The organism is Paenibacillus glycanilyticus, assembly GCF_023715145.1.
Taxonomy (GTDB): Bacteria; Bacillota; Bacilli; order Paenibacillales; family Paenibacillaceae; genus Pristimantibacillus; species Pristimantibacillus glycanilyticus_A.
Map to the genome: position 1 here is coordinate 1 of NZ_JAMBNP010000022.1, position 22,563 is coordinate 22,563.

A 22,563-nucleotide genomic window follows, 5' to 3' on the forward strand; every position below is an offset into this window, starting at 1 on the left:
ACGCTTACGTTTGGTGGCGATGGCGGAGGGGAACCACGCGTTCCCATACCGAACACGACCGTTAAGCCCTCCAGCGCCGATGGTACTTGGACCGCAGGGTCCTGGGAGAGTAGGACGTCGCCAAGCACGAAGAGCCTGTCGCATGATTGCGGCAGGTTTTTTTGTGTTTATTTGTTTTCTAACGTTGCTCTGTCTTGCTCGGCTATGCCATAATGTGAATATTTACAAGCTAATTCGAGAGGAGCATGTTGGTGAAGAAGGAAACGCGGTTGCTTACGATGGAGCAGTTCGAGGATATGATCGAGCTAAGTCAATTTGCATTCCAATATGAGATACCGGCAGTAAAGCTTGCCGAGTCCCGAGAACGTTTTGAGAAGGAAGAGACAGATCGATGGGGGGTTTACATCGATGACAAGCTGGCCGCTCAACTGGCCGTGCTTGATCTACATACCTATATTGGGGGCAAACGATTCGCAATGGGCGGGATAGCCGGCGTATCCACTTGGCCAGAGTATAGACGCCAGGGCTTGGTTGCCGAGCTGCTCCATCATACTCTTGAGCAGATGAGAGAAAAGGGGCAGACCTTATCATTTCTTCATCCCTTCCTGATCAGCTTCTACCGGAAATTTGGCTGGGAAGTCTATACCGATTTGAAGACCTATCGAATCGAAACGGGGCTTCTGCCGGCAAGAGCACAATACAATGGAACCATTAAAAGAGCGGAACAGAGCTATGAGCTGCTTAATCCGATATATATCGAATATGCCAAACGGGTAAACGGAGCATTGGACCGCTCCGCAGCCTGGTGGAATTACCGGATTGCATCACGCAAGAAGGGACAAACGGTTATCTTTTTGGATACAGCGGGCGAACCTCAAGGATACGTGATTTATGAAGTGAAGAATAGAGAGCTGTTTGTGCACGAGTTTATCGATCTGACAGAGGAAGCGCGTGGTGCTTTGTGGTCTTTCCTTGGCCAGCATGATTCTATGATTGACCGCCTGGAGATTAAGGTAGCTGCGGACGATGGGCTTGCTTATCTGCTGAACAACCCGCGGATTAAACAGGAGATCGAGCCTTATTTCATGGCCCGGATCGTGGATGTTGAACCCTTCCTGAAGGAGTATCCTTTTGAACCAAGCAGCAGCGGATCCGAGACAACGCTTATACTGGATATTAAGGATGAGCATGCCCCGTGGAATGAAGGGTTGTTCGAAGTTCGTATTGCCTCGAACGGATCTGCGAATGTACAGCGGTTATCGGGAGAGACTAACGGAGAGCCAATCCGTACAGGAATTGGAGCGTTGGCAGCTATACTGACGGGGTACAAACGTCCGGCAGAGCTGCTTCGATACGGACAAATTCAAGGTGAAAGAAGCTTGGTGGAGCAATTGGAAAGAAGAGTTCCGGTACGAACAACGTTCCTTCCTGACTTTTTCTAAAGCGCTAACAATTAAATTGCCCGTTATTGGGTATTAAAAGGCTTACTTTCCTGCATTAGGGAACCGTTCCACACATAAACCTTACATCCTTGACAGCCCCTACCCCCTCTGATAATATTGCAATAATATGCGTGAGAGGTATCAAAATTAAGGGAGGAACTTACTCGTGTGGGAAACGAAATTCGCCAAAGAAGGCCTGACATTCGATGATGTACTGCTCGTACCGCGGAAATCTGTTGTGTTGCCTCGTGAATCGGACGTATCTACAAAACTTAGCGAAGGCATCAAACTGAACATTCCGTTGATCAGCGCAGGGATGGACACTGTTACGGAGTCGGCTTTGGCGATTGCTATAGCTCGTGAGGGCGGAGTCGGCATTATTCATAAAAATATGTCGGTTGCTCAGCAGGCAGAAGAAGTTGATCGTGTTAAACGTTCGGAGAGCGGCGTTATTACAAACCCATTCTCGTTGACACCTGATCATCACGTTTATGATGCGGAAGAACTGATGGGCAAATACCGTATTTCCGGTGTGCCGATCGTAGACAACGAACAGAAGCTGGTTGGTATCCTGACAAACCGCGACCTGCGTTTTGTTCATGATTATTCGATTAAAATCAACGAAGTAATGACTCGCACGGATCTTGTAACGGCACCTGTCGGAACGACTTTGCAAGAAGCGGAAGGCCTTCTTCAAAAGCATAAGATCGAGAAGCTTCCTCTCGTTGACGAGAACAATACGCTTAAAGGTCTTATTACCATTAAAGATATCGAAAAAGCCATCCAATTCCCTAATGCGGCGAAAGACAAGCATGGCCGTCTGCTTTGCGGAGCTGCTGTTGGTATCGGCAAAGACACGGCTGACCGCGCAGATGCACTCGTACAAGCAGGTATCGATGTATTGGTCGTTGACTCGGCGCATGGTCATCATATTAACATTATCGAAGCGGTTCGCAAGCTGCGTGCTAAGTACCCGGATCTTACGATCATCGCGGGTAACGTAGCAACGGGCGAAGCAACTCGTGATCTGATTGAAGCAGGCGCATCCGTTGTTAAAGTGGGCATCGGTCCTGGCTCGATTTGTACGACACGCGTTATCGCTGGTATTGGCGTACCGCAAATTACGGCTATCTACGATTGCGCTACTGTAGCTCGCGAATATAATGTACCTGTCATTGCAGACGGCGGCATCAAATATTCCGGCGACATTACAAAAGCAATCGCTGCAGGCGCAAGCGCGATTATGATCGGCAGCTTGTTCGCAGGAACGGCTGAAAGCCCTGGCGAAACAGAAATTTTCCAAGGCCGCAGCTTCAAGGTATACCGCGGCATGGGCTCGCTTGGCGCTATGAAAGAAGGCAGTAAAGACCGTTACTTCCAAGAGAACGAGAGCAAGCTTGTTCCGGAAGGTATTGAAGGACGCGTTCCATTCAAAGGTCCTCTTGCTGATACCGTTCATCAGCTGCTTGGCGGACTTCGCTCCGGTATGGGCTATTGCGGCACTAAAAATCTTGATGAGCTGCGTAACGATACGCAATTCATCCGGATCACAGGCTCCGGCCTTCGCGAAAGCCATCCGCATGATGTTCAAATTACGAAAGAAGCTCCAAACTACTCGCTGTAATTACACGGGTAACGGGCAACGGCAGACAAGAGACTAGGTCTCTTGTCTGCTTTTTTATATCTAAATTTTTTTTAATCTCTACTCATAATCTCTTTGAAACGTTGATTCGCTAAGAGAAGTGGTAGAGTTGTTCCCGCTTATGCCCAAAAGTTGATTCTCTAGCATCGGTTTAACTCTACCTATCCCATGTGTTACAATGAAATTCAAACGACTTAGGGATGAAAAGGGGAGAAAACGTTGAAAGTATTGCCGGTAAGATTACGGTCGGTTGTAGTAGCTTTTGTAGCAGTTTTGGTAGCATTATCTTTGGGAACGTCCTCGGTAAACGCAGCAGGTACGCCGGGCGGCGAATGGGTGGAAAACTCCCTTGGCCTTGAGTTAAGTTCAGCCATCTTGATCGACGCCGACACGGGTCAGGTTGTATATGAAGTAAATGCAGACGAGCCCCGTCCTCCTGCAAGCATGACCAAGATGATGACCGAATACATCGTCCTTGAACAAATTAAGAAGAAGTCGCTTACTTGGGATCAAATGATTACGGTTAGCGAGGAAGCGGCATCAACTCCTCCTGACGGATCTCAGGTTTATTTGGCACAAGGCGAGCAATATAAGGTTAAAGACCTTTACATGGCTATGGCTGTAGGCTCTGCAAACGATGCAACAATTGCTTTGGCTTCGGCTATCTCTGGCAGCGAGCAAGGCTTTGTTGATAAAATGAACGAAACCGCTCAGAAACTCGGACTTACTTCCGCTCATTATACAAGTGCAACCGGTTTGGCTGACACGACAGTGATTTCGGCGAGAGACCAGGCAAAGCTGGCTCAGATCATTATTAAGCAGGATCCGGAATTTTTGGAGTATGCATCTACGACAGAATATCAATTCCGCCCTCGCGATGACAAACCAATCACTAATATTAACTGGATGCTTGGTTCAAACAAGAACAACACCTATCTGAAGGCTTTTGCCTACGATGGCGTTGATGGAATGAAGACAGGTTATATCTCGGCTGCCGGTTATACGTTTACGGGTACAGTTAAACACGGCGACCAGCGTTACATCAGCGTTGTTATGAACGCGAAGTCAAAGGAAGCGCGCTTTAACGAAACCGCGAAGATGTACAACTACGCTTTCAACTCCTTGGAGAAGAAAACAATTGTTGCCGCAAAATCCGTGGTAGAAAAAGCAGAATCGGTTAAAATTAAAAAAGGTGTGAAAAAATCGGTTCCGATCATTACAGAATCCGACATTTCGCTTCTCGTGAAAAAAGGCGTTGAGCCGAAGATCGAGCTTACCGGCTTTGAGCTTAAAAAACCGGAGGAGCTTGTTGCTCCAATCAAAGCCGGCCAAGTAGTAGGTACGGCAACGTACAAATATACCGATGAGCAAGGCAAAGCGCTGGAGAAAAAGGTCAATCTCATCGCCAGCAAAGACGTGAAGAAAGCAAGCTGGTTCGCGCTGATGTTCCGCGGTATCGGCAGCTTCTTCTCGAGTTTGTTTAACGGTATCGTGGATTTGTTCTAAATCTTGTTGCTGACTTGTTCTAAACCGTGCCAGGGAAGGCAAATCAAGGGTTGTCGATTAATGGCCCATCCTGTAAAATAAATGGTTAGAGTAAGCGGAGAGCTTCAACTAAATAAGCGATTAAGCGCATAGCCCCCATTGCGGGGGCTGCGCTCCATTTTAAGGAGGATTTCTAAGCATGGAAACAGGAACTTCGCGCGTAAAACGCGGCATGGCAGAAATGCAAAAAGGCGGCGTCATCATGGACGTTATGAACGCCGAGCAAGCGAAAATTGCGGAAGCAGCAGGCGCAACTGCCGTTATGGCACTGGAACGCGTACCTTCTGATATCCGCGCAGCAGGCGGCGTAGCCCGTATGGCTGACCCTACAATCGTAGAAGAAGTAATGAAAGTGGTATCGATTCCGGTTATGGCGAAAGCTCGTATCGGTCATATTACTGAAGCACGCGTACTCGAATCGATGGGCGTTGATTATATCGACGAGAGCGAAGTACTGACTCCTGCGGACGAAGTATTCCATATCAGCAAGAATGAATTTACCGTACCTTTCGTATGTGGTGCGAAAGACCTGGGTGAAGCACTTCGCCGTATCCAAGAAGGCGCCGCTATGCTTCGTACCAAAGGCGAGCCGGGAACAGGCAACATCGTTGAAGCTGTGCGTCACCTTCGTCTGATTAACGGCCAAATCCGCAAAGTACAAAACTTGTCCAAGGACGAGCTGTACCATGAAGCGAAGGTATTAGGCGTTCCTTACGACCTGTTACTGCAAGTTAGCGAGAGCGGCAAACTGCCGGTTGTTAACTTCGCGGCAGGCGGCGTTGCAACTCCAGCTGACGCGGCACTGATGATGGAACTTGGCGCTGACGGCGTATTCGTTGGTTCCGGTATCTTCAAATCGGACAGCCCTGAGAAATTCGCTCGTGCGATCGTTGAAGCAACTACGCATTTCAAAGATTACAAGCTGATCGCGGAAGTATCCAAGAACCTGGGTACTCCAATGAAAGGCATTGAAATTTCGAAGCTGCATGCAGCTGAGCGTATGCAAGACCGCGGTCTGTAAGAAGCGGTATTTATAGAAAGGCGTGTAGGCGATGAAAATTGGTGTACTTGCGCTTCAAGGCGCAGTAGCAGAGCATATACGCAGTTTGGAGGCGGCGGGCGCGGAAGCGGTCGCCGTTAAACGAATTGAAGAGCTTGCCGAGCTCGACGGTATCGTTATTCCAGGCGGCGAAAGCACGACAATCGGCAAGCTGATCCGCAAATACGGCTTCCTCGAAGCTCTTCAGGAGTTCTCGAAGCAAGGCAAGCCGCTTTTCGGAACATGTGCCGGCCTTATTATTTTGGCGGACAAAATTGATGGCCAGGATGATGCGCATCTAGAGCTGATGGATATGGTTGTAGCGCGTAATGCCTTCGGCCGCCAGCGTGAAAGCTTCGAGACGGATCTTCCGATCAAAGGGATCGACGAACCGATCCGTGCGGTGTTCATCCGTGCTCCTCTCATCAAAGAAGTTGGCAGCAGCGTTGACGTATTGTCCGTATACAACGATGAGATTGTAGCAGCAAGACAAGGGCATCTGCTCGCTTGCTCCTTCCATCCAGAGCTTACGGACGATTACCGTCTGCATGCGTATTTTGTCGATATGGTTAAAGAAGCGACTAAAACAACTTCGAAGTAAAGGTACTTCGTAAGCATTAGAGAGGGGCAACTGTCGTGTTGGACGTGAAATGGCTGCGTAACGAATATGAGCAGGTGGAGAAGGCGCTGAACAACCGTGGCGCTTCGCTCGACCTTATTTCCGGTTTTCCGGAGCTGGACGTGAAGCGTCGGGACCTGCTCGTTGAAACAGATAATTTGAAGAACCGCCGTAATACGGTATCCCAGGAAGTAGCCAAGCTGAAGAAATCCGGCGGCGATGCTGAAGCATTGATCGTAGAGATGCGTGAAGTTGGCGACCGGATTAAAGAGCTGGATGAAGAAATTCGTGTCATCGAATCGCAAGTGGAAGAGCTTATGCTGTCGATTCCGAATCTGCCTCATGAAAGCGTGCCGGTAGGCGCTTCGGAAGAAGACAATGTCGAGATTCGACGTCATGGCGAGCAAACGGCCTTCGACTTCGAGCCGAAAGCCCATTACGACCTTGCGCAGGATCTGGGGATTCTCGATTTCGAGCGTGCGGGTAAAGTAACAGGCTCGCGCTTTACCTTCTACCGTGGTCTTGGCGCACGTCTTGAGCGTGCCCTGATCAGCTTCATGATGGATCTTCACAGTGACCAGCATGGCTATGAAGAAGTGCTGCCGCCTTATCTTGTTAATCGTGACAGCTTAATCGGTACGGGCCAGCTTCCGAAGTTCGAAGAGGATTTGTTCAAAATCAGCGATTCTGACTACTTCCTTATTCCAACGGCTGAAGTGCCGGTAACAAACCTTCATCGGGAAGAGATTCTGTCCAATGAAGAGCTGCCGAAGTATTTTGTCGCTTACAGCTCATGCTTCCGCTCGGAGGCAGGCGCAGCTGGCCGCGATACGCGTGGTCTGATCCGTCAGCATCAATTCAATAAGGTCGAGCTGATCAAGCTGGCGAAGCCCGAGGAGTCGTACGATGAGCTGGAGAAAATGACGGCTAACGCAGAGAAGGTTCTGCAGCTGCTTGGTCTGCCTTACCGCGTACTGGCGCTTTGCACGGGCGATATGGGCTTTACGGCAGCTAAGACGTATGATCTGGAAGTATGGCTGCCTAGCGCGGGTACTTACCGCGAGATCTCGTCCTGCTCGAACGTAGAGGACTTCCAAGCACGCCGTGCGGGCATTCGTTTCCGCCGCGAAGCGAAGAGCAAACCGGAATTTGTGCATACATTGAACGGATCGGGTCTGGCTGTAGGCCGTACGTTTGCGGCTATCCTGGAGAACTATCAGCAAGCGGATGGTACGATTATTGTTCCGGAAGTTCTCCGTCCCTATATGGGCGGACTGGACAAAATCAACCCGCGAGCATAAATAATTTACCATGGGCCAAAAATGCAGTTGATTATGGTTTTTGGCCTGTGGTACAATAGTCTTTGTCAGTTCTTAATACGGAGAGGTACCGAAGCGGTCATAACGGGGCGGTCTTGAAAACCGTTAGGGTGCAAGCCCACGTGGGTTCGAGTCCCACCCTCTCCGCCAGTTTTTAAACAGCATATACATACATAAGATACGTCCGAGACTTAGGTCTCGGGCGTTTTTTGTTTCTGGGGATAACATAATCTGCTGAAGTTGTGTACTTGTGCATAAACCCTTGACCAGCCTTATACACAGCGCTGTGAATAAAGTGGAGAATATGTGGATAAGTCTGTGGATAAGGTGAGTGGCCGAAGCCGAATAATTCGAATCGCATTGCCGCATCTTATAGGTTGTGGAGGTGCTTTTACTAATGGCTAATGACAAGCTTCAAATTGATCAGAATCAGCTTGTGGCTGCTTGGCAGCGTACCTTGCCAGAGTGGATAAAGGATGCGGACAACTGCGAAGTTCTTGCAGATGAAGCGGATCCCAAGGCACTGCGCGTCACAATTAACACGGCAGGACATCAAGCTTATTCCTTTGACTTCAAGGTATGTTATGTGGATAGCCGCGAAGTGAAGGTCGAAGTGGTTGACGTGGAAAAGAACAACGTGTCGATTGACGAACGAACCGATCCGATGCAGCAGCTCATTCAGGATTACACCCGTCACCTGCATGAATGCGCACAAGCGCTTCATCAGTTGACGCATGCGTAGGAGGAACCAATCATGACGAAGGCAAAAGGCTCGCTCGACAAGAATTTGTCCAACGTAGTGGATGATTTGGCGCAAACTCCGGTTAACAGTCATCAAGCTCAGCAATTGAATCAGGATGCTAATGACAGACGCCATCAGGACGCGTTAAATCATGATCAACCGACGGATATGACGCATCAACGCAGTTAACCTTTGCTAGGAGGCGTTCAGCATGAGTAAACCCCAATCTTATCCCGTACCCGAAGGGCAAGAAAACGGAGGCAGGCAGCGTCGAAGCGGCGGTCACCAGCAAGAGCCTCTGTCCGGCTCCAAAAAGGTCAAGCAAAAAAATCATGTGCGGCATAATAACCCTGAGGGCTAACGAACTTCATACTATTGAATGGACAAAATCCCGTTTCCGCATATGGAACGGGATTTTGCTGCTATTATCTTCTAAATGGACGGGTGATGTTATAGAATGGATGTATTGTTTATAAAGGGGGACGAACGGAATTGAAAAGCGTGCAAAAAGTCGCTTCTCTCGTACTCATGGCTGTTCTTCTTGTTATTGCGGGCTGCAGTACGGATCATGCGCCGCCAAAGCAAGCGCTTCAGGACGCGATGAAAAATATGGGAGAGTTGGACAGTTATTCTGCTCAAATGTCTCTTGGCATCGATAATCTTGAATGGCCTGCTCGTAGTGGTGCTGACCAGAACGGCATCGATATGACGACGGTGATAACAGGTATGCTTAAAGGCGCCAAGCTGAATATTAAGATGGTATATGCAAAAGAGGCCAAGCGTACGGATATGGAGCTTAATCTTCAGTTATCCGGGACAACCATTACGATTCCGATGATTGTATCGGGAGAGAAGCTGTATATGAAGCTGCCGGCATTGCCCATGTTTCAGCTTCCGGCATCCGCGGCCGACAAGTTCGTGGAACTGGATTTGAAGACATTGGCCGAGCAGCAGGGTGCGGCAGCAGCCACGCTTGACGCGGCAGCGCAGCGGCAATTTGCTCAGGAGCTTGGTGCGGTTGTACTTAAGCATTTTGACGAGAACACATATTTCAAGAACGTGAAAGCGAAGGATGCCGGCATACCGGATGAAGTAAAAGCGGATCAGGTTGTCCGGTTTACTATGGACGAGAGCAATTATAAGCAATCGGTGGAGATTATTGTTAACGAAATGATTCCGGACTTATTAAATGTAATCGCATCGAATGAAGCTTATCTGGAACTAATCAAGAAGTCCAAGGAAGATGTGGAGAAGATGAAGACGGATTGGGATTCCGTCAAGGCGGCCAAGATTGATTATCTGAACCAGAACGTCAAGGTTAACGAGCTGTCGATGACAGGGGCAATCAACAAGGATAAGCTGCTGACGTACCAAGCGGGTAAAGTAGATGTTGAACTTACGGATAAGGCTAGCGGAAGCGTGTCCAAGGTAGCTGTCCGTTTTGACATGACTTATAATGATCTGAATGGTAATCCGAAATTTCTCTACGAGGTACCGACGGATGCGGTGAAATTCGAGGATCTGATGAAGCAGATGCAGCTTCCATTAGGATTATAACGATTTAAAACGATAAAAAGGATGGTGTTTGTTCATGAAAGTAGAAGTATGGTCTGATTTTGCCTGTCCGTTCTGTTATATCGGCAAACGCCGCTTGGAGGAGGCTCTTGGCCAATTCGAGCATGGCGATCAAGTGGAAGTGGAGTTCAAGAGCTTTGAGCTGGATCCAAATGCTCCAGTTGAGATTGAGCTTGACGTTTATGATTATTTGTCGAATAAATACGGGATGTCCCGCGAACAAGCGATCTCCAATAATGTACAGCTGACTCAGCAGGCAAAGACACTTGGCCTGGATTATCGTTTCGACACGATGGTGCTGACCAATACGTTTGATGCGCATCAGCTGACTCATTTCGCAGCCAAGTACGGTAAGCGTGAAGAGATGGCGGAGCGTTTGTTCAAAGCTTATTTCACGGACTCGAAGCATTTGGGCAAGAGAGAGATCTTGGCGGATCTGGCTGCGGAGATTGGGCTAGACCGCGAAGAAGCGCTGAAGGCTCTCGAGGAGAGCGCTTATAAGCAGGAGGTTCGCTCAAACGAGCAGGAAGCGGGACAACTGGGCGTACGAGGCGTACCGTTCTTCGTCATTGACCGCAAATATGCGGTATCCGGCGCTCAACCAAGCGAAGTCTTTCTTCAGGCGGTATCGAAGGCTTGGGAGGAAAACAAGCCGCTTACTGTCATTGGCGCTGAAGGTGAAACGAACGGAACGGACGATGCTTGTGCAGACGGTTTCTGCGCTCCTAACTCCGATAAATAAGGGAATTAGGCTTTTTTAGATGCAGCAGGAGGTCGCTTTGCTTTGAAGAAACTACTCGCCCTTATATTTGTGGCCATTATGATCTATGTAATACCCCGAATCGACGAATGGCAGGAGCAGCCTTCTGCGGAGCCTGCTTCCGCAAGCGACTATACCTTGGAATTCCCGGTGGACCGTTATCCGGAGACGGCAAAGCATATCCAGGAGGCGATGGCTTCCGGCGAGTCCAAGATCTGTACGATTGACCGGGAGAATGCCGAGGAGAATCGGAAGGAATCGCTCAAGGATATTCCGACCAAAAAAGGCTATGACCGGGATGAGTGGCCGATGGCCATGTGCCAGGAAGGCGGAGATGGAGCGGATATTGCTTATATCTCTCCTTCCGATAACCGCGGGGCCGGTGCGTGGGTAAGTAATCAACTGGATACCTTCCCGGACGGAACCCGGGTCGAATTTATAGTAAAGTAGCAACAAAACAGGCCTTTGCAGATTGCGGTTGTCCGCTATTTGCGAAGGCCTGTTCGTTATGCGGTGGCTGTACCATCACCGAAGGTTACGAGCTTGCCGGTCGTTGGTGCAGCCGGGTCCAGAGATATCGAATGACGGGTATCGAAGATAAAGCGGCTATGTCCCGCGATCAGATCATGGGGCATTACCGCATGGTTCGTGCAGATCAGCACGCAGTCGGCTTGCTTAAGCTGTTCTTCTGTCAGCTCGACGCCTCGCATGATTTCCCCATTTTCAAGCTTGATTTGCGGTACATACGGATCATGATAGCTCACGGCCGCACCTCGATGAAGAAGCGTATGAATAATCGGAAGAGCGGCCGACTCCCGCACATCCGCGATGTCGGGCTTATAGGTAACGCCATAGATGAGGACGCTGGCACCGGCCAGCTTATTCCCATTAGGAAGCTCTTCCTCGATCCGGTCAGCAAGGTAAGCCGGCAAGCTGTCATTGACTTGCTGGGAGAGCTCTATGAAACGGCTGGTTATACCGGCCTGTGCGGCCTTCCATTGGAGGTAAAGCGGATCTACGGGAATACAGTGCCCCCCAATCCCCGGTCCGGGATAGAAAGGACTAAATCCGTATGGTTTGGTTGCCGCGGCCTTAATGACCTCCCACACATTAATGTTTAGATGATCGCATAGCTGAGCGAACTCATTAATGAACGAAATATTGATGAACCGGTAGCTGTTCTCCAGCAGCTTGGCCGTCTCCGCTGTTTCGGTAGAGGAAACCGAGACGACTTGTTCAAACACCTCCGAGTACAGTTCGTTGAGCTTCTCTTCGCAGGCGCTTGTTATGCCGCTGATGATCTTGGGAATATCGGAGAACGCCATGCTTGTGTTCCCGGGATCAATGCGCTCGGGGGAATATCCGATATAGAGCTGCCGTCCGACCGAAAGACCGCTTTTTTCAAGTAAAGGCAGGACTACCTCCCGGGTTGTGCCTGGATAAGTGGAGCTTTCAATGACAACAAGCTGACCTGGCGTCAGAAGCGGGGACAGTCTTGTGCAAGTGTCGATCAAGTATGTTAAATCAGGGCTGTTGTCCGACGATAATGGGGTAGGTACGCATATAATAACGGTATCGGCGCCCGTTAAGGCTGCGTAGTCCGCAGAGACCTGCCAGCGCCCCGTTTGAATAGCCTCTGCTAGATCCGTGTCGGATAAGTCCTGGATGTAGCTTTTGCCCTGCTGAATGGCCGAGATTTTCCGAGTATCATAATCGATGCCGATTACATGGAATCCTTTACGCACGAACATCATCGAGAGCGGCAGCCCTACAAAACCGAGACCGATAATCGCGACCTTTTGTTGCATGACCTCTATCGTATGGTCTTCCTTCATAGATCTATCTATCTCCTTTCGCAAAACCGCGATCCTATTCTACTAAAATATTAAAAAGCTGCTAGAGATGAGCACGACATAAGCCCGTATGCCATGTCCATTTTCACAAAGTTATAGGAGGGTGCGAAGGCGATGAGCGCTGCTGAAGCAAGGGGCGTTACGATTATTACGGCAACAATGCGGCCCCAGCATATCAATCAACTGTTTCAGAACTATTCCCGTCAGGATTGGGAGAATAAAGAGTTGATTATTATTGTGAATAAAGATAAAGCCGGACTCGCGCAATACCAGAACAAAGCGAAATCCTACCCCAACGTGAGGATCTTCCGGATGCCGGAAAGCTCAAAGCTGGGTGCCTGTCTTAATTACGCGGCCTCGCAGGCCAAACACGACTATATCGCCAAGTTTGACGATGATGACTATTACGGTTCCAATTACATCCCAGAGGCAATGGCGATGTTCCAGACGAGCAAGGCCGATATTGTCGGCAAGCTGGAAATATACTATTATTTTCCCCATCGTTCGACCTTAATGCTGCGGAAGAGAAGCGCCACCTGGTATTCCCCCGCCAGCAAGGTCGCCGGGGCCACGATTATGTTCCATAAGCGGGTTTTGGAAAAAGTATCCTTTAATACCGAGGTCCGTCAGGGCTCGGATGTCCGGTTTATTAAGAGGGCATTGCAGCAGAAGTTCCGGGTATACACGACGTCTCCTTATAACTTCGCGGCCATGCGCAGGGCGGATCGCACCTCCCATACATGGAAGATCACGGATAAGAATCTGCTGCGCTCGAAAGGCGCCGTCATCAGAAAAACAGGCGTTTATCGGAAGCATGTAAACCGAAGCATGCAGCAGCTGCGTGCGATTGGGCTGAAGCGCCCGAGTTCCAATGCCCAATAAGCGACGGGCGGCTAAGCTTCTCATTCGGGGAGCTTAGCTTGCCCTCGCTTGTTGATGTTTGCTACCATAAGGGCAAGTTCGCCACAAAGATAATAGGAGAAAGATATGATCACGTTTAGAGAAGTCAGCAAACAGTACAAGGCCGGACGGCAGTGGATAGAGGCGGTCCAGCCTACTTCGCTGCATGTAGAGAAGGGGCAGATCCAGGGGATCATCGGATTCAGCGGAGCGGGCAAGTCCACCTTGCTTCGGATGGCTAATCTGCTGGAGCTGCCGACCACCGGCGAGGTTTACATAGATGGACAAGAGCTTACGGGGTTAAACGCAGGGGAACTGCGGGAGGCGAGACGGTCAATCGGGATGATTTTTCAGCATTATAATCTGCTTAGTAATGAGACTTGCGCGGCCAATGTGGAATTTGTGCTGAAAGCAGCGGGCCTGCCTTCCCGGGAGCGGAAGAGAAGAGTAGAGGAATGTCTTGAAATCGTGGGTCTAGCGGATAAAGCAAAGCAATATCCTGCGCAGCTGAGCGGCGGACAGAAGCAGCGGGTGGCGATCGCCAGGGCGCTTGCGAACAATCCGAAGGTGCTGCTATGCGATGAGCCGACTTCTGCGCTTGATCCGGTTACAACCCTGTCCATCCTGGAGTTTCTCGAGAAAATTAACCGTGAACTTCAGGTAACCATCCTGCTGGTAACGCATGAGATTCAGGTAGCGAGGCGGCTGTGCAGCCGTATTGCCGTAATGGAAAGCGGTGAGATTACCGAGCGGCTGGATATGAACCATCCGGAGATTAAGCCAGTAACGCAGCTGGGACGGTTTCTGTTTGATTCCGCTGAAATGTCGTCCTCTTCTTCTGTCCAGCAGAAAGGGGAGGGTTATCGTGGATAGCATCCTGGCTTTAAAAGCAGAAATCATACGAGCGATAGAGCAGACGTGTGCGATGGTCTCGATCTCGGTTTCCGCCGCGGTTATCGTCGGCATGCCGATCGGAATCCTGCTGTTCCTGACAGCACCGGGCCATTTGCGGTCTAATCGCCTTTTGTACGGCGTGCTCAGCTATATCGTGAACCTTGTCCGCTCTTTTCCGTTTCTCATTCTGCTCGTTGCGTTAATTCCGTTCTCCAGAATGATCGTAGGGACTGCGATTGGGCCTCTGGCCGCTTCGGTTTCGTTATCTGTTGCGGCTATTCCGTTCTATGCGCGGCTGGTGGAGCAGAGTCTGAGGGAAGTGCCAAAAGGGGTTATTGAGGCAGCAGTAGCCTCAGGAGCGCCGATGAAGCATATCATAGGGGGCGTTCTGTTATCCGAAGCCCGTCCGGGACTGGTCTCCGGCCTTACGGTTACGATCATCAGCTTTATCTCGTACTCCGCTGCGGCAGGCACGGTCGGAGGCGGGGGCATTGGCGATTTAGCCATACGTTACGGCTATCAAAGGTTTGATACCGAGGTGATGGTGGCTTGTATTGTCATTCTGGTCGTGATCGTTCAGCTCGTCCAGTGGATAGGCAGCTTCGCTGCCTCCCGGCTGGATAAGCGCAAATAAGCAATTAGTTGTTGAGGTAACGATCCTGAATAATCAACAGATGATTCCGTTCATGTCCGTATATAATATGTGCGATTGCACGTGCTGTTATTGGCGACTGATTCGCAAATTCTCCGGTACGGTTGAATGCGTCGGCAGGCAACTGCTTAAGTAAAAGGAGGGTAGCCAGGCGAACGGCATTATAATTGTCGAGAAGATCTGTAATCGTGAGGCTGTGGAAAGGGTCGCCTTCCATATAAACGTCTTGGTCAAAGCCCGGAAGCGGGGTATTGTCGCCTCTCCCGATGCGGAGCAGGCGGTAGCTCATAATACGTTCTGTGTCCGTTACATGACCCAGAACTTCCTTAAGCGACCACTTGCCTTCGGCATAGCGGTAATCGGCTTGTTCTGCGGATAACGCGGAGAGGATTCGGTTCGTTTCCGCCTGCTGCTCCTCTAGAAGCGTAATCAGGTTTCCTTCTGGAACCAGGCTGATATAACGGTTAATAAATTCGTTATATTCGCCTGCTTGTGGACGTTCGAGCATGAATGGCACCTCCTTAGAATTAATTGGAGTATACCGCCCGCCAAGAATCTTTTCAATAGGAAAAAGGAGCCCTGTTACAGGCCCCTCCTCCGACGGTGTGTTGATTGAATGAGACTTTACATATCGCACTTCACGTATTGAAATCACTCGGGCGCGGCTTACTCACGAACCGTTAGGGCTGAACGTGTTAGGCACGCGTTTTGGAAGTACTCTGCGGCACAACCCCTCGCTTCCATCGCATTAAGTGGCTAGTTAAGATCCCTCAGCAGTTCTTGCACCAAATTGGACAATGGAACCACACCTCACTTCACACCGTCAAAAGTATTATGGTCGGGATAGGGGGCTGCTATGCATACTGCAAAAAAATGATCGCCAGACCTTAATCCCAGTCCCTTAATGCTAATCCGCAGCTGGCACATACCCGGTCTGTCTTCTTCACCAGGAAATCGCATCCTGGGCAGTTCTCGTAGTCGTCACCGCTCACAGCAGGCTCTTCGGCCTTGCTGCCAACCAAGTGGTCGCGGATCTCCTGAATGTTTCTTGCCATCGCGGAGTTGTCGATAGCGCTTTGAATGACTTCATGCAAGATCCAGTAGGCGATAAGTCCGGCGATAAATACGCCAATAATGATAAGTACGAACATGAATTCACCTCGGCAGGTTATTTCTCAAGAAAGGCATTAATGCCTTCAACGCTGTCGCTTACATATACGATGTCCCGCGCGTTGCCTGACCGCACAAGTACAAATAAGCTAGATCCTTTAAGCTGTACTCGCGAGTCGGGGGTATCGAAGCTGTACCCTTTAATTAGATGATGAGGGTCACTAATCTGATTTATGATTACATCCGCCTTTAAGCCATAAACGCTAAGTATATAGGATGGTTTGGAAGAATAATTCATGATGAGAATATAGAGGACGAATGGGATGAACAGAGCAAGTCCAGTCTGAAACAGACGTTTATTTATCTCTATTGTGATCAGTCCTCCCCACTTGGATGATTTTAACATCTGTAATAGTATAGCATGCTCACCAGGAGAAGCGGGATATAAAAAAGCACCGCATGAGTGTTCATGCAGTGCTTGGTTGGGTGTGTGTGGCTAATCCGGAACTTCAATATAGCTGGATACGCTGCTCTTGAGCAGTTCAATGAGCTCCTCGTCCATAAATGCATACTCATCAGGAATGCCGAGACAGATGATCCGTTTGCCGATCAATTCGGATGCGAACTTGGCCTGCAGTCTTCTCAGATGCTTTTTCTCCATGACAAAAATAACATCAGCCCAGCCGACATGTCCCGCCGTTACCTTAATGCGGGCATTTTCTTCTGTTCCGGCCGACCGTACCTCATACGCACTATAGGCTTCAAAAATCTTTTCTGCGGTAAGACTGCGCCACTTGTTCCTGCTGCATACAAATAGCAGCTTAATAAGACCACTTCCCTTTTTGCCTATTCGTTTCCCATCATCATTTGGCCGTCCGTTTCTTCACATTGTGGCATGAGCCGGTCGGGGGCGTCAACGCGTCGATTTGACGCGCATACACGGAGAGATCTATACTCTATTCGTATATTTATGGTTATTCATAAAGGAGGCAGTAAAATGCGTATTGCTGAAGGTATTGAAATGCTGGAGCTGAATTTGGGGCCGATGACGATCTGCCCGACCGTTATATTCGACAAGGATGAATGGGTGCTCGTTGACACGGGTATGCCTGGTTCTGCCTCAGCTATTATAGAGCTTGCCAAGCAGGGGGGCATTGGGGAGCGGCGGTTAAGCACCATTCTGCTGACTCATCAGGATATCGATCATATTGGGGGGCTTCCGGCATTCAAGTCGGATAACCCGGAGCTTGTTGTTTACGCCCATGAGGATGATAAAGCGGTTATCGACGGGAAGCAGCCAATGATCAAGGTATCTCCCGAAAGACTGGCTACTCTGCTCGGATCGCTTCCGGAGGAGGCGCGCAGACAGTTTGAAGCGGCCTTTCTTAAGCCAAGCTCCAACGTGGACCGCTTAATGGCAGACGGAGAGATTCTTCCGTTCGCCGGCGGAGTTACGGTTCTTCACACGCCGGGCCATACGCCGGGGCACGTCAGCCTCTACCATCAGCCAAGCAAGACGCTGATCGCTGGCGACTCGATGGTGATCGATAACGGAGAGCTGAAAGGCCCTAGAGAGGCGGTAACGCCAGATATGGCAACCGCGCTACAGTCGTTGAAGAAGTACGAAGAGTATGATATTAAAACCGTCATTTGCTATCATGGCGGAATGCTTCAAGGGGATATAAAAGGGCGAATTGCTGCTCTGACGGAAGGGATATAAGTTCTTCCAATACAAAAAACGCGCTGATTTGCGCGTTTTTGCTTTTAATATGACTACGTATAAACAAAAGAACCGCACCTTGTCGTGCGGTTCTGGAAGTTCATTGGTATGGCGCGCCACGGCGGGATTCGAACCCGCGACGCACAGTTTAGGAAACTGTCGCTCTATCCTGCTGAGCTACGGGCGCGCAGTATGGTTTATTTTAGCATGGGAGGGTTGGAACATGCAACGCCCTCGTTCCGTCTAGAATATGTCAGATTTTATATCAAAGAAATATATGAACGAGTATGAAACATCTAGACGACTCACACAAAAGATGGTAATTTAGTACTGTTGGTCTAATTCGTGTCGAATCATGCCTGAAAATTGTGATTCCTTGTCGACAGGTTTTTACAAACAGTCAATTGAAGAAAGCGTATAATAATTTTATACCTACATCCATGCATATAAGGAGCGTGCCCCAAAGCGATTATGGACAAAACTGATCTGCTTATACAATTGCAATCGCTGCGGCTGAAGCTTCATGAAATAGCAGAGGCACGCGGTAGCCTGACAGACCCCGATGTTCTAGCGATTAGCGAAGAAGCTGATCAATTGATTGTAGCTCTGCAATATATCCAACGTAACGAAGTTGCCTGTTCTGCCGTTCGCAGAAGCGAATAGTCATTTTCGTTTATTTCTCAAATTTCTGAAGAAATTAGTTAACAGCTCGGCGCATTCGGACTGCAGAATGCCGGTTGTTAATTCTGTTTCATGATTGAAACGGGGCTCCTGAAGCAAGTTCATTAAGGTGCCAGCACAGCCTGCTTTAGGATCGCCCGTTCCGTATACAACCCGTTTCACCCTGGACTGCACAATGGCGCCTGCGCACATCGGACAAGGCTCAAGTGTGACGTACAGCGTACAGTCTAAGAGCCGCCATGCACCAAGCCGCTCACAAGCTTCACGAATAGCGACCATTTCGGCATGCGCAGTCGGATCATGGTTAGTCTCCCGCAAGTTATAGCCCCTTCCGACAATTTCCCCGTCTTTCACAAGGATTGCGCCGATCGGTACTTCGCCTATTTGCTCGGCTTTTTTGGCTTCCTCTATGGCGAGCTGCATCCAGGCCTGATCTTCTTGTTCTCGAATCATATTACCCTCCAATTTAACGATAAAAGCGAACAAAATCGTATTTATTCATCGAACAGATATTCTGTTGTTAACATGTAGTGGATAAAATTGTGGATAACTAATAGAATGTCCCCAAAACTACACACAAACTATTCTATGGGCATGTGGATTAGTTGTTGATAATGTCAATAACTTGTGGATAACTACTACCCGATTTAAAGGATGTGCGAAGCCAGTGTCTTTTAAAGCCAAGTTTTCCATCTACATATTTATGATTGTTCTGGCGATGTTTATCCTTATCGTTATTTTGGACCAATATGCCGCACTTCGCAATATGAATCAAGAGATGGAGCGTCTGATGAAGCAGGCATCTGCCAAGCTTTCCGAATCCTTCGAGCAGCATCCCGGGTGGTCGACCGCTTCCGCGTCCTTCCGGGAGGACCCGGATTTTGAGCCCAACGAAATGCAGCGGGTATTAATGAAGCTTTACCCGGATTTGAAGGAAGTAACCGTATTCCGTCCGGATTCGTCCGCTGTCATGTCCGACGATAAGGTGCTGTTCGGAAGTTACACCATCCGGGATGAAGCCGCGGATATGGTCTATGCGTGGCAGGCTGCCGAGAAAGGCTTCCAAGTACGCGAGGCGAGCCTTAACGGCATGGAATATATTAAGAGCTATTACAGCGATCCTACTCTTGCTCCGTACGTGATTGGCATGGTGTACAACTGCGAGGAATATAACCAGATAATGAGCGTGAAACGAATGGATGCGTTCACGTATGCCGGCATTATCCTGCTATTTGTGCTCATCAGCAGCTATCTGCTAGCCGGATTTATGCTCAGGCCGCTGAACGCGATATTATGGAAGGTTAATGAAGTATCGCTTGGCCGCTTTCAGACGGCGATTAAGGTTAGAGGCAAGGATGAATTCGGCCTCCTGGCGCTCAAGATTAATGCCATGTCCCAGAATTTAAGCATCTACATGGAGAAGCTGCGGCAGGCCTTTGAGGATAACCGGCAGATGAAGGAGTATCTGCAGTCATTTATCGATCATACGAGCGATGCCATTCATGTGGTGGATCTGCAGGGCAAGACCATTCAAGTCAACACCGCGTTTGAGCAGCTGTTCGGATATACCTCGGAGGAGGTATTCGGCGCCGAGATTGAGCTGGTACCGGATACTCACAGGGGGGAAATGCGGCTGATCATCCAATCTCTGCAGGAGGGCAAGGTACTGCCAGCCCAGGAAACGATCCGAATGACCAAAAGCGGCGAGATTATTCCGGTCAGCGTCACCATATCGCCAATACGCGACACGGAAGGCGTCATTCAGGCTTACGCAAGCATCACCCGCGATATGAGAAGCCGGAACCGGATGGAAGAGCTTCTGCGCCGTTCTGAGAAGCTGACGACGGTCGGCCAATTGGCTGCGGGCGTTGCGCATGAGATACGCAATCCGCTTACAACGCTTCGCGGCTTCCTCCAGCTGCAGCAGCATACCGGAAAGATGAATCCGGAGCATACGGGACTTATGCTGTCCGAGCTTGACCGGATCAATCTGATTGTCGGGGAATTTCTGATCTTGGCGAAGCCGCAGGCGACAAGGTTTGCGACGAAGGATGTAAGGGATGTATTCCGAAGCGTCCTGTCGCTGATCGACAGTGAAGGACATTTGCATAATGTGACGTTTACGACTTCTTTTACCGAGGCGACCTGCCTTGTTTCCTGTGAGGAGAATCAGCTTAAGCAGGTATTTATTAATTTGCTCAAGAACGGGATCGAAGCGATGCCGTCCGGAGGTCGAATACATACTCACATGGCCTCGAAGAATGATCAGATTACGATCTCGATTACGGACGAAGGGATCGGCATTCCGGAGGAAATGATTCCGAAGATCGGCAACCCGTTCTTCACCGGGAAGGAAAGCGGCACCGGACTTGGCATGATGATCAGCCAGCGGATTATTCACAGCCATCATGGCCTGATGGAGATTAAGAGCCAGGTTAACGTTGGAACAACCATTACGATTACGCTGCCCGCTTTGAAAGAAGGGAATACGAACGGTATACTAGGTGAAGGATTAAATGGTCAGAACGCAAATGTCGGCTGAGGGGGAATCATCCGTCAATGGACAACAATGCAGACACTTGTACATATAGCTGTTTGATTGCGGGAGCTACGGGACTTGTTGGATCGGCGCTGCTGGCGCAGCTGCTCCATGATCCGGCCTGTCATTCCATTACGATATTAGCCAGGCGGCCGCTTGGGCAGACCGAGATGGATCCGGAAGTAAGAGCGAAGCTGCGCGTTATTATCGCGGACTTCGACCGGATGTGGGAAGCGCTGGATGATGTGTCCGTTGACGTGGTGTACTGCACGCTTGGGACCACGATCAAGACGGCGGGCTCCCAGGAGGCGTTCCGCAAGGTGGACTATGACTATCCGCTTGGCCTCGCCGAATGGGCGGGGCATACAGGGGCAAGGCATTATATGGTCATTACCTCAATGGGAGCCTCGTCATCATCGACATTCTTCTATAACCGGGTAAAAGGCGAGCTTGAGGAGCAGCTGGCCCTTATTCCGATGGAATCCATTCGGATCTTCCGGCCGTCCCTGCTGCTTGGCTCGCGCCAATCATTCCGCCTTGGTGAAACCATTGGCGCGGCGGTGTCGAAGGCAGTACAATGGGGGATGGTAGGCTCGCTTCGGCCATACCGTCCAATTGCTGGCGAAGCCGTCGCCAAAGCGATGCGGACAGCAGCGAAGCAAGCCATGCTGGAGCAGGCAATGGAGAGAAGCGCGGGAGGACAGCCTGCTGTCTATACGTACTCCTCCGATCGCATAGCGGAAATGGCAGCACAGACTACGGGGTGAATTTTCGTGCGTATTAATAAATTTATTAGCGAGACGGGATACTGCTCGCGGCGTGAGGCGGATAAGCTGGTCGACAGCGGCCGCGTTACGATTAACGGAGTCAAGGCAGAGCTGGGCAGCCAGGCAGAGCTTGGCGATGATGTACGGATCGACGGCCGACGGATCGGGGAGCAGAAGCAGCATGTTTACATTGCGCTGAATAAGCCTGTTGGCATTACGAGCACAACGGAGCTGCATATCCGCGGCAATATTGTTGATTTTGTAGGGCATAAGGAGCGGATCTTCCCGATCGGCCGGTTGGACAAGGACTCGGAAGGGTTGATCCTGCTGACCAATGACGGCGATGTGGTGAATCCGATTCTCCGGTCGGAGGGCAAGCATGAGAAGGAGTATATCGTCACCGTTGACCGTCCGATTACGGCCGAGTTTGTGAAGGGGATGTCGAGCGGAGTCCGTATACTCGGCAGCATGACGCTGCCTTGCCAAGTGACAAGAGCAGGCGAACGCGTCTTCCGGATTGTTCTGACCGAAGGGAAGAACCGGCAGATCCGGCGGATGTGCGAGGCATTTGGCTATCATGTAAGGAAGCTTCAGCGCGTCCGCATCATGAATATTCATCTTGGCCAATTGCCTACGGGCAAGTGGCGGGATTTGACGGATGCCGAGAAAGCGGAGTTGTTTGATTCTCTCGACTATAGACCTTCCTAGCTAGCTGCAGGAGCCGGGTCAAAATAGAAATCCCCTGATCGTCAGATCAGGGGATT

The 22,563-nt window shown here is 49.9% G+C and carries 25 protein-coding genes, 2 tRNA genes and 1 rRNA gene; 22 read left to right on the forward strand and 6 right to left on the reverse strand.

Features of this window, described 5'->3' with window-relative positions:
- Positions 1-9 precede the first annotated feature (9 nt).
- The 14 genes from rrf (at position 10) to M3194_RS30095 (ending at position 11,133) form a co-directional block, all read left to right on the forward strand.
- Positions 10-126 (forward strand): 5S ribosomal RNA (gene rrf, locus M3194_RS30030).
- Between the two features lie 125 nt (positions 127-251).
- On the forward strand, positions 252-1,442 hold the full coding sequence (locus M3194_RS30035) for an enhanced intracellular survival protein Eis (protein ID WP_397334396.1): 1,191 nt from the start codon (positions 252-254) through the stop codon (positions 1,440-1,442).
- Between the two features lie 166 nt (positions 1,443-1,608).
- Positions 1,609-3,066 (forward strand): IMP dehydrogenase, encoded by a 1,458-nt coding sequence (guaB, locus tag M3194_RS30040; protein ID WP_132312688.1) that lies wholly within the window; start codon positions 1,609-1,611, stop codon positions 3,064-3,066.
- Between the two features lie 237 nt (positions 3,067-3,303).
- Positions 3,304-4,590 carry a D-alanyl-D-alanine carboxypeptidase family protein gene (locus M3194_RS30045; RefSeq protein ID WP_251657803.1) on the forward strand — a complete coding sequence of 429 codons (1,287 nt, stop codon included), beginning with the start codon at positions 3,304-3,306 and terminating at the stop codon, positions 4,588-4,590.
- Positions 4,591-4,768: 178 nt separating this feature from the next.
- Positions 4,769-5,650: a pyridoxal 5'-phosphate synthase lyase subunit PdxS gene (gene pdxS / locus M3194_RS30050; RefSeq protein WP_251657804.1), complete on the forward strand. Its 882-nt coding sequence runs from the start codon at positions 4,769-4,771 to the stop codon at positions 5,648-5,650.
- 31 nt (positions 5,651-5,681) lie between these two features.
- A complete protein-coding gene (pdxT, locus tag M3194_RS30055) occupies positions 5,682-6,269 on the forward strand; it encodes a pyridoxal 5'-phosphate synthase glutaminase subunit PdxT (RefSeq protein ID WP_251657805.1) in 588 nt (195 codons plus the stop codon).
- Positions 6,270-6,304: 35 nt separating this feature from the next.
- On the forward strand, positions 6,305-7,588 hold the full coding sequence (gene serS / locus M3194_RS30060) for a serine--tRNA ligase (protein ID WP_251657806.1): 1,284 nt from the start codon (positions 6,305-6,307) through the stop codon (positions 7,586-7,588).
- Positions 7,589-7,667: 79 nt separating this feature from the next.
- Positions 7,668-7,756 (forward strand) — tRNA-Ser (locus M3194_RS30065).
- A gap of 247 nt (positions 7,757-8,003) precedes the next feature.
- Positions 8,004-8,348, forward strand: a complete 345-nt coding sequence (locus M3194_RS30070) for a hypothetical protein (protein ID WP_251657807.1) — start codon at positions 8,004-8,006, stop codon at positions 8,346-8,348.
- Positions 8,349-8,360: 12 nt separating this feature from the next.
- On the forward strand, positions 8,361-8,537 hold the full coding sequence (locus M3194_RS30075; protein ID WP_251657808.1) for a hypothetical protein: 177 nt from the start codon (positions 8,361-8,363) through the stop codon (positions 8,535-8,537).
- A 22-nt stretch (positions 8,538-8,559) separates the two neighbouring features.
- On the forward strand, positions 8,560-8,709 hold the full coding sequence (locus M3194_RS30080) for a small acid-soluble spore protein P (protein ID WP_251657809.1): 150 nt from the start codon (positions 8,560-8,562) through the stop codon (positions 8,707-8,709).
- Between the two features lie 131 nt (positions 8,710-8,840).
- On the forward strand, positions 8,841-9,905 hold the full coding sequence (locus M3194_RS30085; RefSeq protein WP_251657811.1) for a hypothetical protein: 1,065 nt from the start codon (positions 8,841-8,843) through the stop codon (positions 9,903-9,905).
- A gap of 34 nt (positions 9,906-9,939) precedes the next feature.
- Positions 9,940-10,665 carry a DsbA family oxidoreductase gene (locus tag M3194_RS30090; RefSeq protein ID WP_251657812.1) on the forward strand — a complete coding sequence of 242 codons (726 nt, stop codon included), beginning with the start codon at positions 9,940-9,942 and terminating at the stop codon, positions 10,663-10,665.
- 42 nt (positions 10,666-10,707) lie between these two features.
- Positions 10,708-11,133 (forward strand): NucA/NucB deoxyribonuclease domain-containing protein, encoded by a 426-nt coding sequence (locus M3194_RS30095; protein ID WP_285889657.1) that lies wholly within the window; start codon positions 10,708-10,710, stop codon positions 11,131-11,133.
- Positions 11,134-11,189: 56 nt separating this feature from the next.
- Here M3194_RS30095 and M3194_RS30100 read toward each other — a convergent pair whose 3' ends face one another.
- Entirely contained in the window at positions 11,190-12,518 is a 1,329-nt protein-coding gene (locus tag M3194_RS30100) for a nucleotide sugar dehydrogenase (protein WP_251657813.1), read from the reverse strand.
- 132 nt (positions 12,519-12,650) lie between these two features.
- Here M3194_RS30100 and M3194_RS30105 point away from each other — a divergent pair, with 132 nt between their 5' ends.
- From M3194_RS30105 to M3194_RS30115, 3 genes are all read left to right on the forward strand, one after another.
- On the forward strand, positions 12,651-13,418 hold the full coding sequence (locus tag M3194_RS30105) for a glycosyltransferase family 2 protein (RefSeq protein WP_251657814.1): 768 nt from the start codon (positions 12,651-12,653) through the stop codon (positions 13,416-13,418).
- A gap of 105 nt (positions 13,419-13,523) precedes the next feature.
- The gene (locus M3194_RS30110; RefSeq protein WP_251657815.1) at positions 13,524-14,309 is read left to right on the forward strand and encodes a methionine ABC transporter ATP-binding protein; all 786 of its coding nucleotides are present in this window, start codon (positions 13,524-13,526) and stop codon (positions 14,307-14,309) included.
- Positions 14,299-14,964, forward strand: a complete 666-nt coding sequence (locus M3194_RS30115) for a methionine ABC transporter permease (RefSeq protein ID WP_251657880.1) — start codon at positions 14,299-14,301, stop codon at positions 14,962-14,964. The genes M3194_RS30110 and M3194_RS30115 overlap by 11 nt, the downstream gene beginning before the upstream one ends.
- Positions 14,965-14,968: 4 nt before the next feature.
- Here M3194_RS30115 and M3194_RS30120 read toward each other — a convergent pair whose 3' ends face one another.
- The 3 genes from M3194_RS30120 to M3194_RS30130 all read right to left on the reverse strand — a co-directional run bounded on the left by M3194_RS30120 (position 14,969) and on the right by M3194_RS30130 (position 16,918).
- Positions 14,969-15,490 (reverse strand): DinB family protein, encoded by a 522-nt coding sequence (locus M3194_RS30120; RefSeq protein WP_251657816.1) that lies wholly within the window; start codon positions 15,488-15,490, stop codon positions 14,969-14,971.
- A 379-nt stretch (positions 15,491-15,869) separates the two neighbouring features.
- Complete coding sequence (locus tag M3194_RS30125) at positions 15,870-16,133, reverse strand: hypothetical protein (protein ID WP_251657817.1); 264 nt, start codon at positions 16,131-16,133, stop codon at positions 15,870-15,872.
- A 455-nt stretch (positions 16,134-16,588) separates the two neighbouring features.
- Positions 16,589-16,918, reverse strand: coding sequence for a low molecular weight protein tyrosine phosphatase family protein (locus tag M3194_RS30130; RefSeq protein WP_251657881.1), 330 nt, complete (start codon positions 16,916-16,918; stop codon positions 16,589-16,591).
- A gap of 171 nt (positions 16,919-17,089) precedes the next feature.
- Here M3194_RS30130 and M3194_RS30135 point away from each other — a divergent pair, with 171 nt between their 5' ends.
- Entirely contained in the window at positions 17,090-17,812 is a 723-nt protein-coding gene (locus tag M3194_RS30135) for an MBL fold metallo-hydrolase (RefSeq protein WP_251657818.1), read from the forward strand.
- A gap of 109 nt (positions 17,813-17,921) precedes the next feature.
- On the opposite strand, the gene M3194_RS30140 is transcribed toward M3194_RS30135, so the two are convergent.
- A tRNA-Arg gene (locus M3194_RS30140) sits at positions 17,922-17,999 on the reverse strand.
- A 284-nt stretch (positions 18,000-18,283) separates the two neighbouring features.
- Here M3194_RS30140 and M3194_RS30145 point away from each other — a divergent pair.
- Entirely contained in the window at positions 18,284-18,475 is a 192-nt protein-coding gene (locus tag M3194_RS30145) for an aspartyl-phosphate phosphatase Spo0E family protein (RefSeq protein WP_251657819.1), read from the forward strand.
- On the opposite strand, the gene tadA is transcribed toward M3194_RS30145, so the two are convergent.
- Positions 18,476-18,946 carry a tRNA adenosine(34) deaminase TadA gene (tadA, locus tag M3194_RS30150; protein WP_251657820.1) on the reverse strand — a complete coding sequence of 157 codons (471 nt, stop codon included), beginning with the start codon at positions 18,944-18,946 and terminating at the stop codon, positions 18,476-18,478. It abuts the gene before it with no gap.
- Between the two features lie 214 nt (positions 18,947-19,160).
- Between tadA and M3194_RS30155 the strand changes: the two genes are divergently transcribed.
- From M3194_RS30155 to rluF, 3 genes are read left to right on the forward strand one after another with little or no spacing between them, the layout of a single operon-like run.
- Positions 19,161-21,035 (forward strand): ATP-binding protein, encoded by a 1,875-nt coding sequence (locus M3194_RS30155; protein ID WP_251657821.1) that lies wholly within the window; start codon positions 19,161-19,163, stop codon positions 21,033-21,035.
- A 17-nt stretch (positions 21,036-21,052) separates the two neighbouring features.
- Positions 21,053-21,799: an NAD-dependent epimerase/dehydratase family protein gene (locus tag M3194_RS30160; protein WP_251657822.1), complete on the forward strand. Its 747-nt coding sequence runs from the start codon at positions 21,053-21,055 to the stop codon at positions 21,797-21,799.
- A 6-nt stretch (positions 21,800-21,805) separates the two neighbouring features.
- Positions 21,806-22,507 (forward strand): 23S rRNA pseudouridine(2604) synthase RluF, encoded by a 702-nt coding sequence (rluF, locus tag M3194_RS30165; protein ID WP_251657823.1) that lies wholly within the window; start codon positions 21,806-21,808, stop codon positions 22,505-22,507.
- Positions 22,508-22,563 lie beyond the last annotated feature (56 nt).

Excerpts from the sequence above, each read along its gene's own strand:
- M3194_RS30080 (WP_251657809.1), top strand. The coding sequence starts at position 8,560 with ATGAGTAAACCCCAATCTTATCCCGTACCCGAAGGGCAAGAAAACGGA.
- M3194_RS30075 (WP_251657808.1), top strand. The coding sequence starts at position 8,361 with ATGACGAAGGCAAAAGGCTCGCTCGACAAGAATTTGTCCAACGTAGTG.
- tadA (WP_251657820.1), bottom strand. The coding sequence starts at position 18,946 with ATGATTCGAGAACAAGAAGATCAGGCCTGGATGCAGCTCGCCATAGAG.
- M3194_RS30120 (WP_251657816.1), bottom strand. The coding sequence starts at position 15,490 with ATGCTCGAACGTCCACAAGCAGGCGAATATAACGAATTTATTAACCGT.
- pdxS (WP_251657804.1), top strand. The coding sequence starts at position 4,769 with ATGGAAACAGGAACTTCGCGCGTAAAACGCGGCATGGCAGAAATGCAA.
- M3194_RS30090 (WP_251657812.1), top strand. The coding sequence starts at position 9,940 with ATGAAAGTAGAAGTATGGTCTGATTTTGCCTGTCCGTTCTGTTATATC.
- M3194_RS30125 (WP_251657817.1), bottom strand. The coding sequence starts at position 16,133 with ATGTTCGTACTTATCATTATTGGCGTATTTATCGCCGGACTTATCGCC.
- M3194_RS30105 (WP_251657814.1), top strand. The coding sequence starts at position 12,651 with ATGAGCGCTGCTGAAGCAAGGGGCGTTACGATTATTACGGCAACAATG.
- M3194_RS30135 (WP_251657818.1), top strand. The coding sequence starts at position 17,090 with ATGCGTATTGCTGAAGGTATTGAAATGCTGGAGCTGAATTTGGGGCCG.
- M3194_RS30110 (WP_251657815.1), top strand. The coding sequence starts at position 13,524 with ATGATCACGTTTAGAGAAGTCAGCAAACAGTACAAGGCCGGACGGCAG.
- pdxT (WP_251657805.1), top strand. The coding sequence starts at position 5,682 with ATGAAAATTGGTGTACTTGCGCTTCAAGGCGCAGTAGCAGAGCATATA.
- M3194_RS30145 (WP_251657819.1), top strand. The coding sequence starts at position 18,284 with ATGGACAAAACTGATCTGCTTATACAATTGCAATCGCTGCGGCTGAAG.
- M3194_RS30100 (WP_251657813.1), bottom strand. The coding sequence starts at position 12,518 with ATGAAGGAAGACCATACGATAGAGGTCATGCAACAAAAGGTCGCGATT.
- M3194_RS30070 (WP_251657807.1), top strand. The coding sequence starts at position 8,004 with ATGGCTAATGACAAGCTTCAAATTGATCAGAATCAGCTTGTGGCTGCT.
- M3194_RS30160 (WP_251657822.1), top strand. The coding sequence starts at position 21,053 with ATGGACAACAATGCAGACACTTGTACATATAGCTGTTTGATTGCGGGA.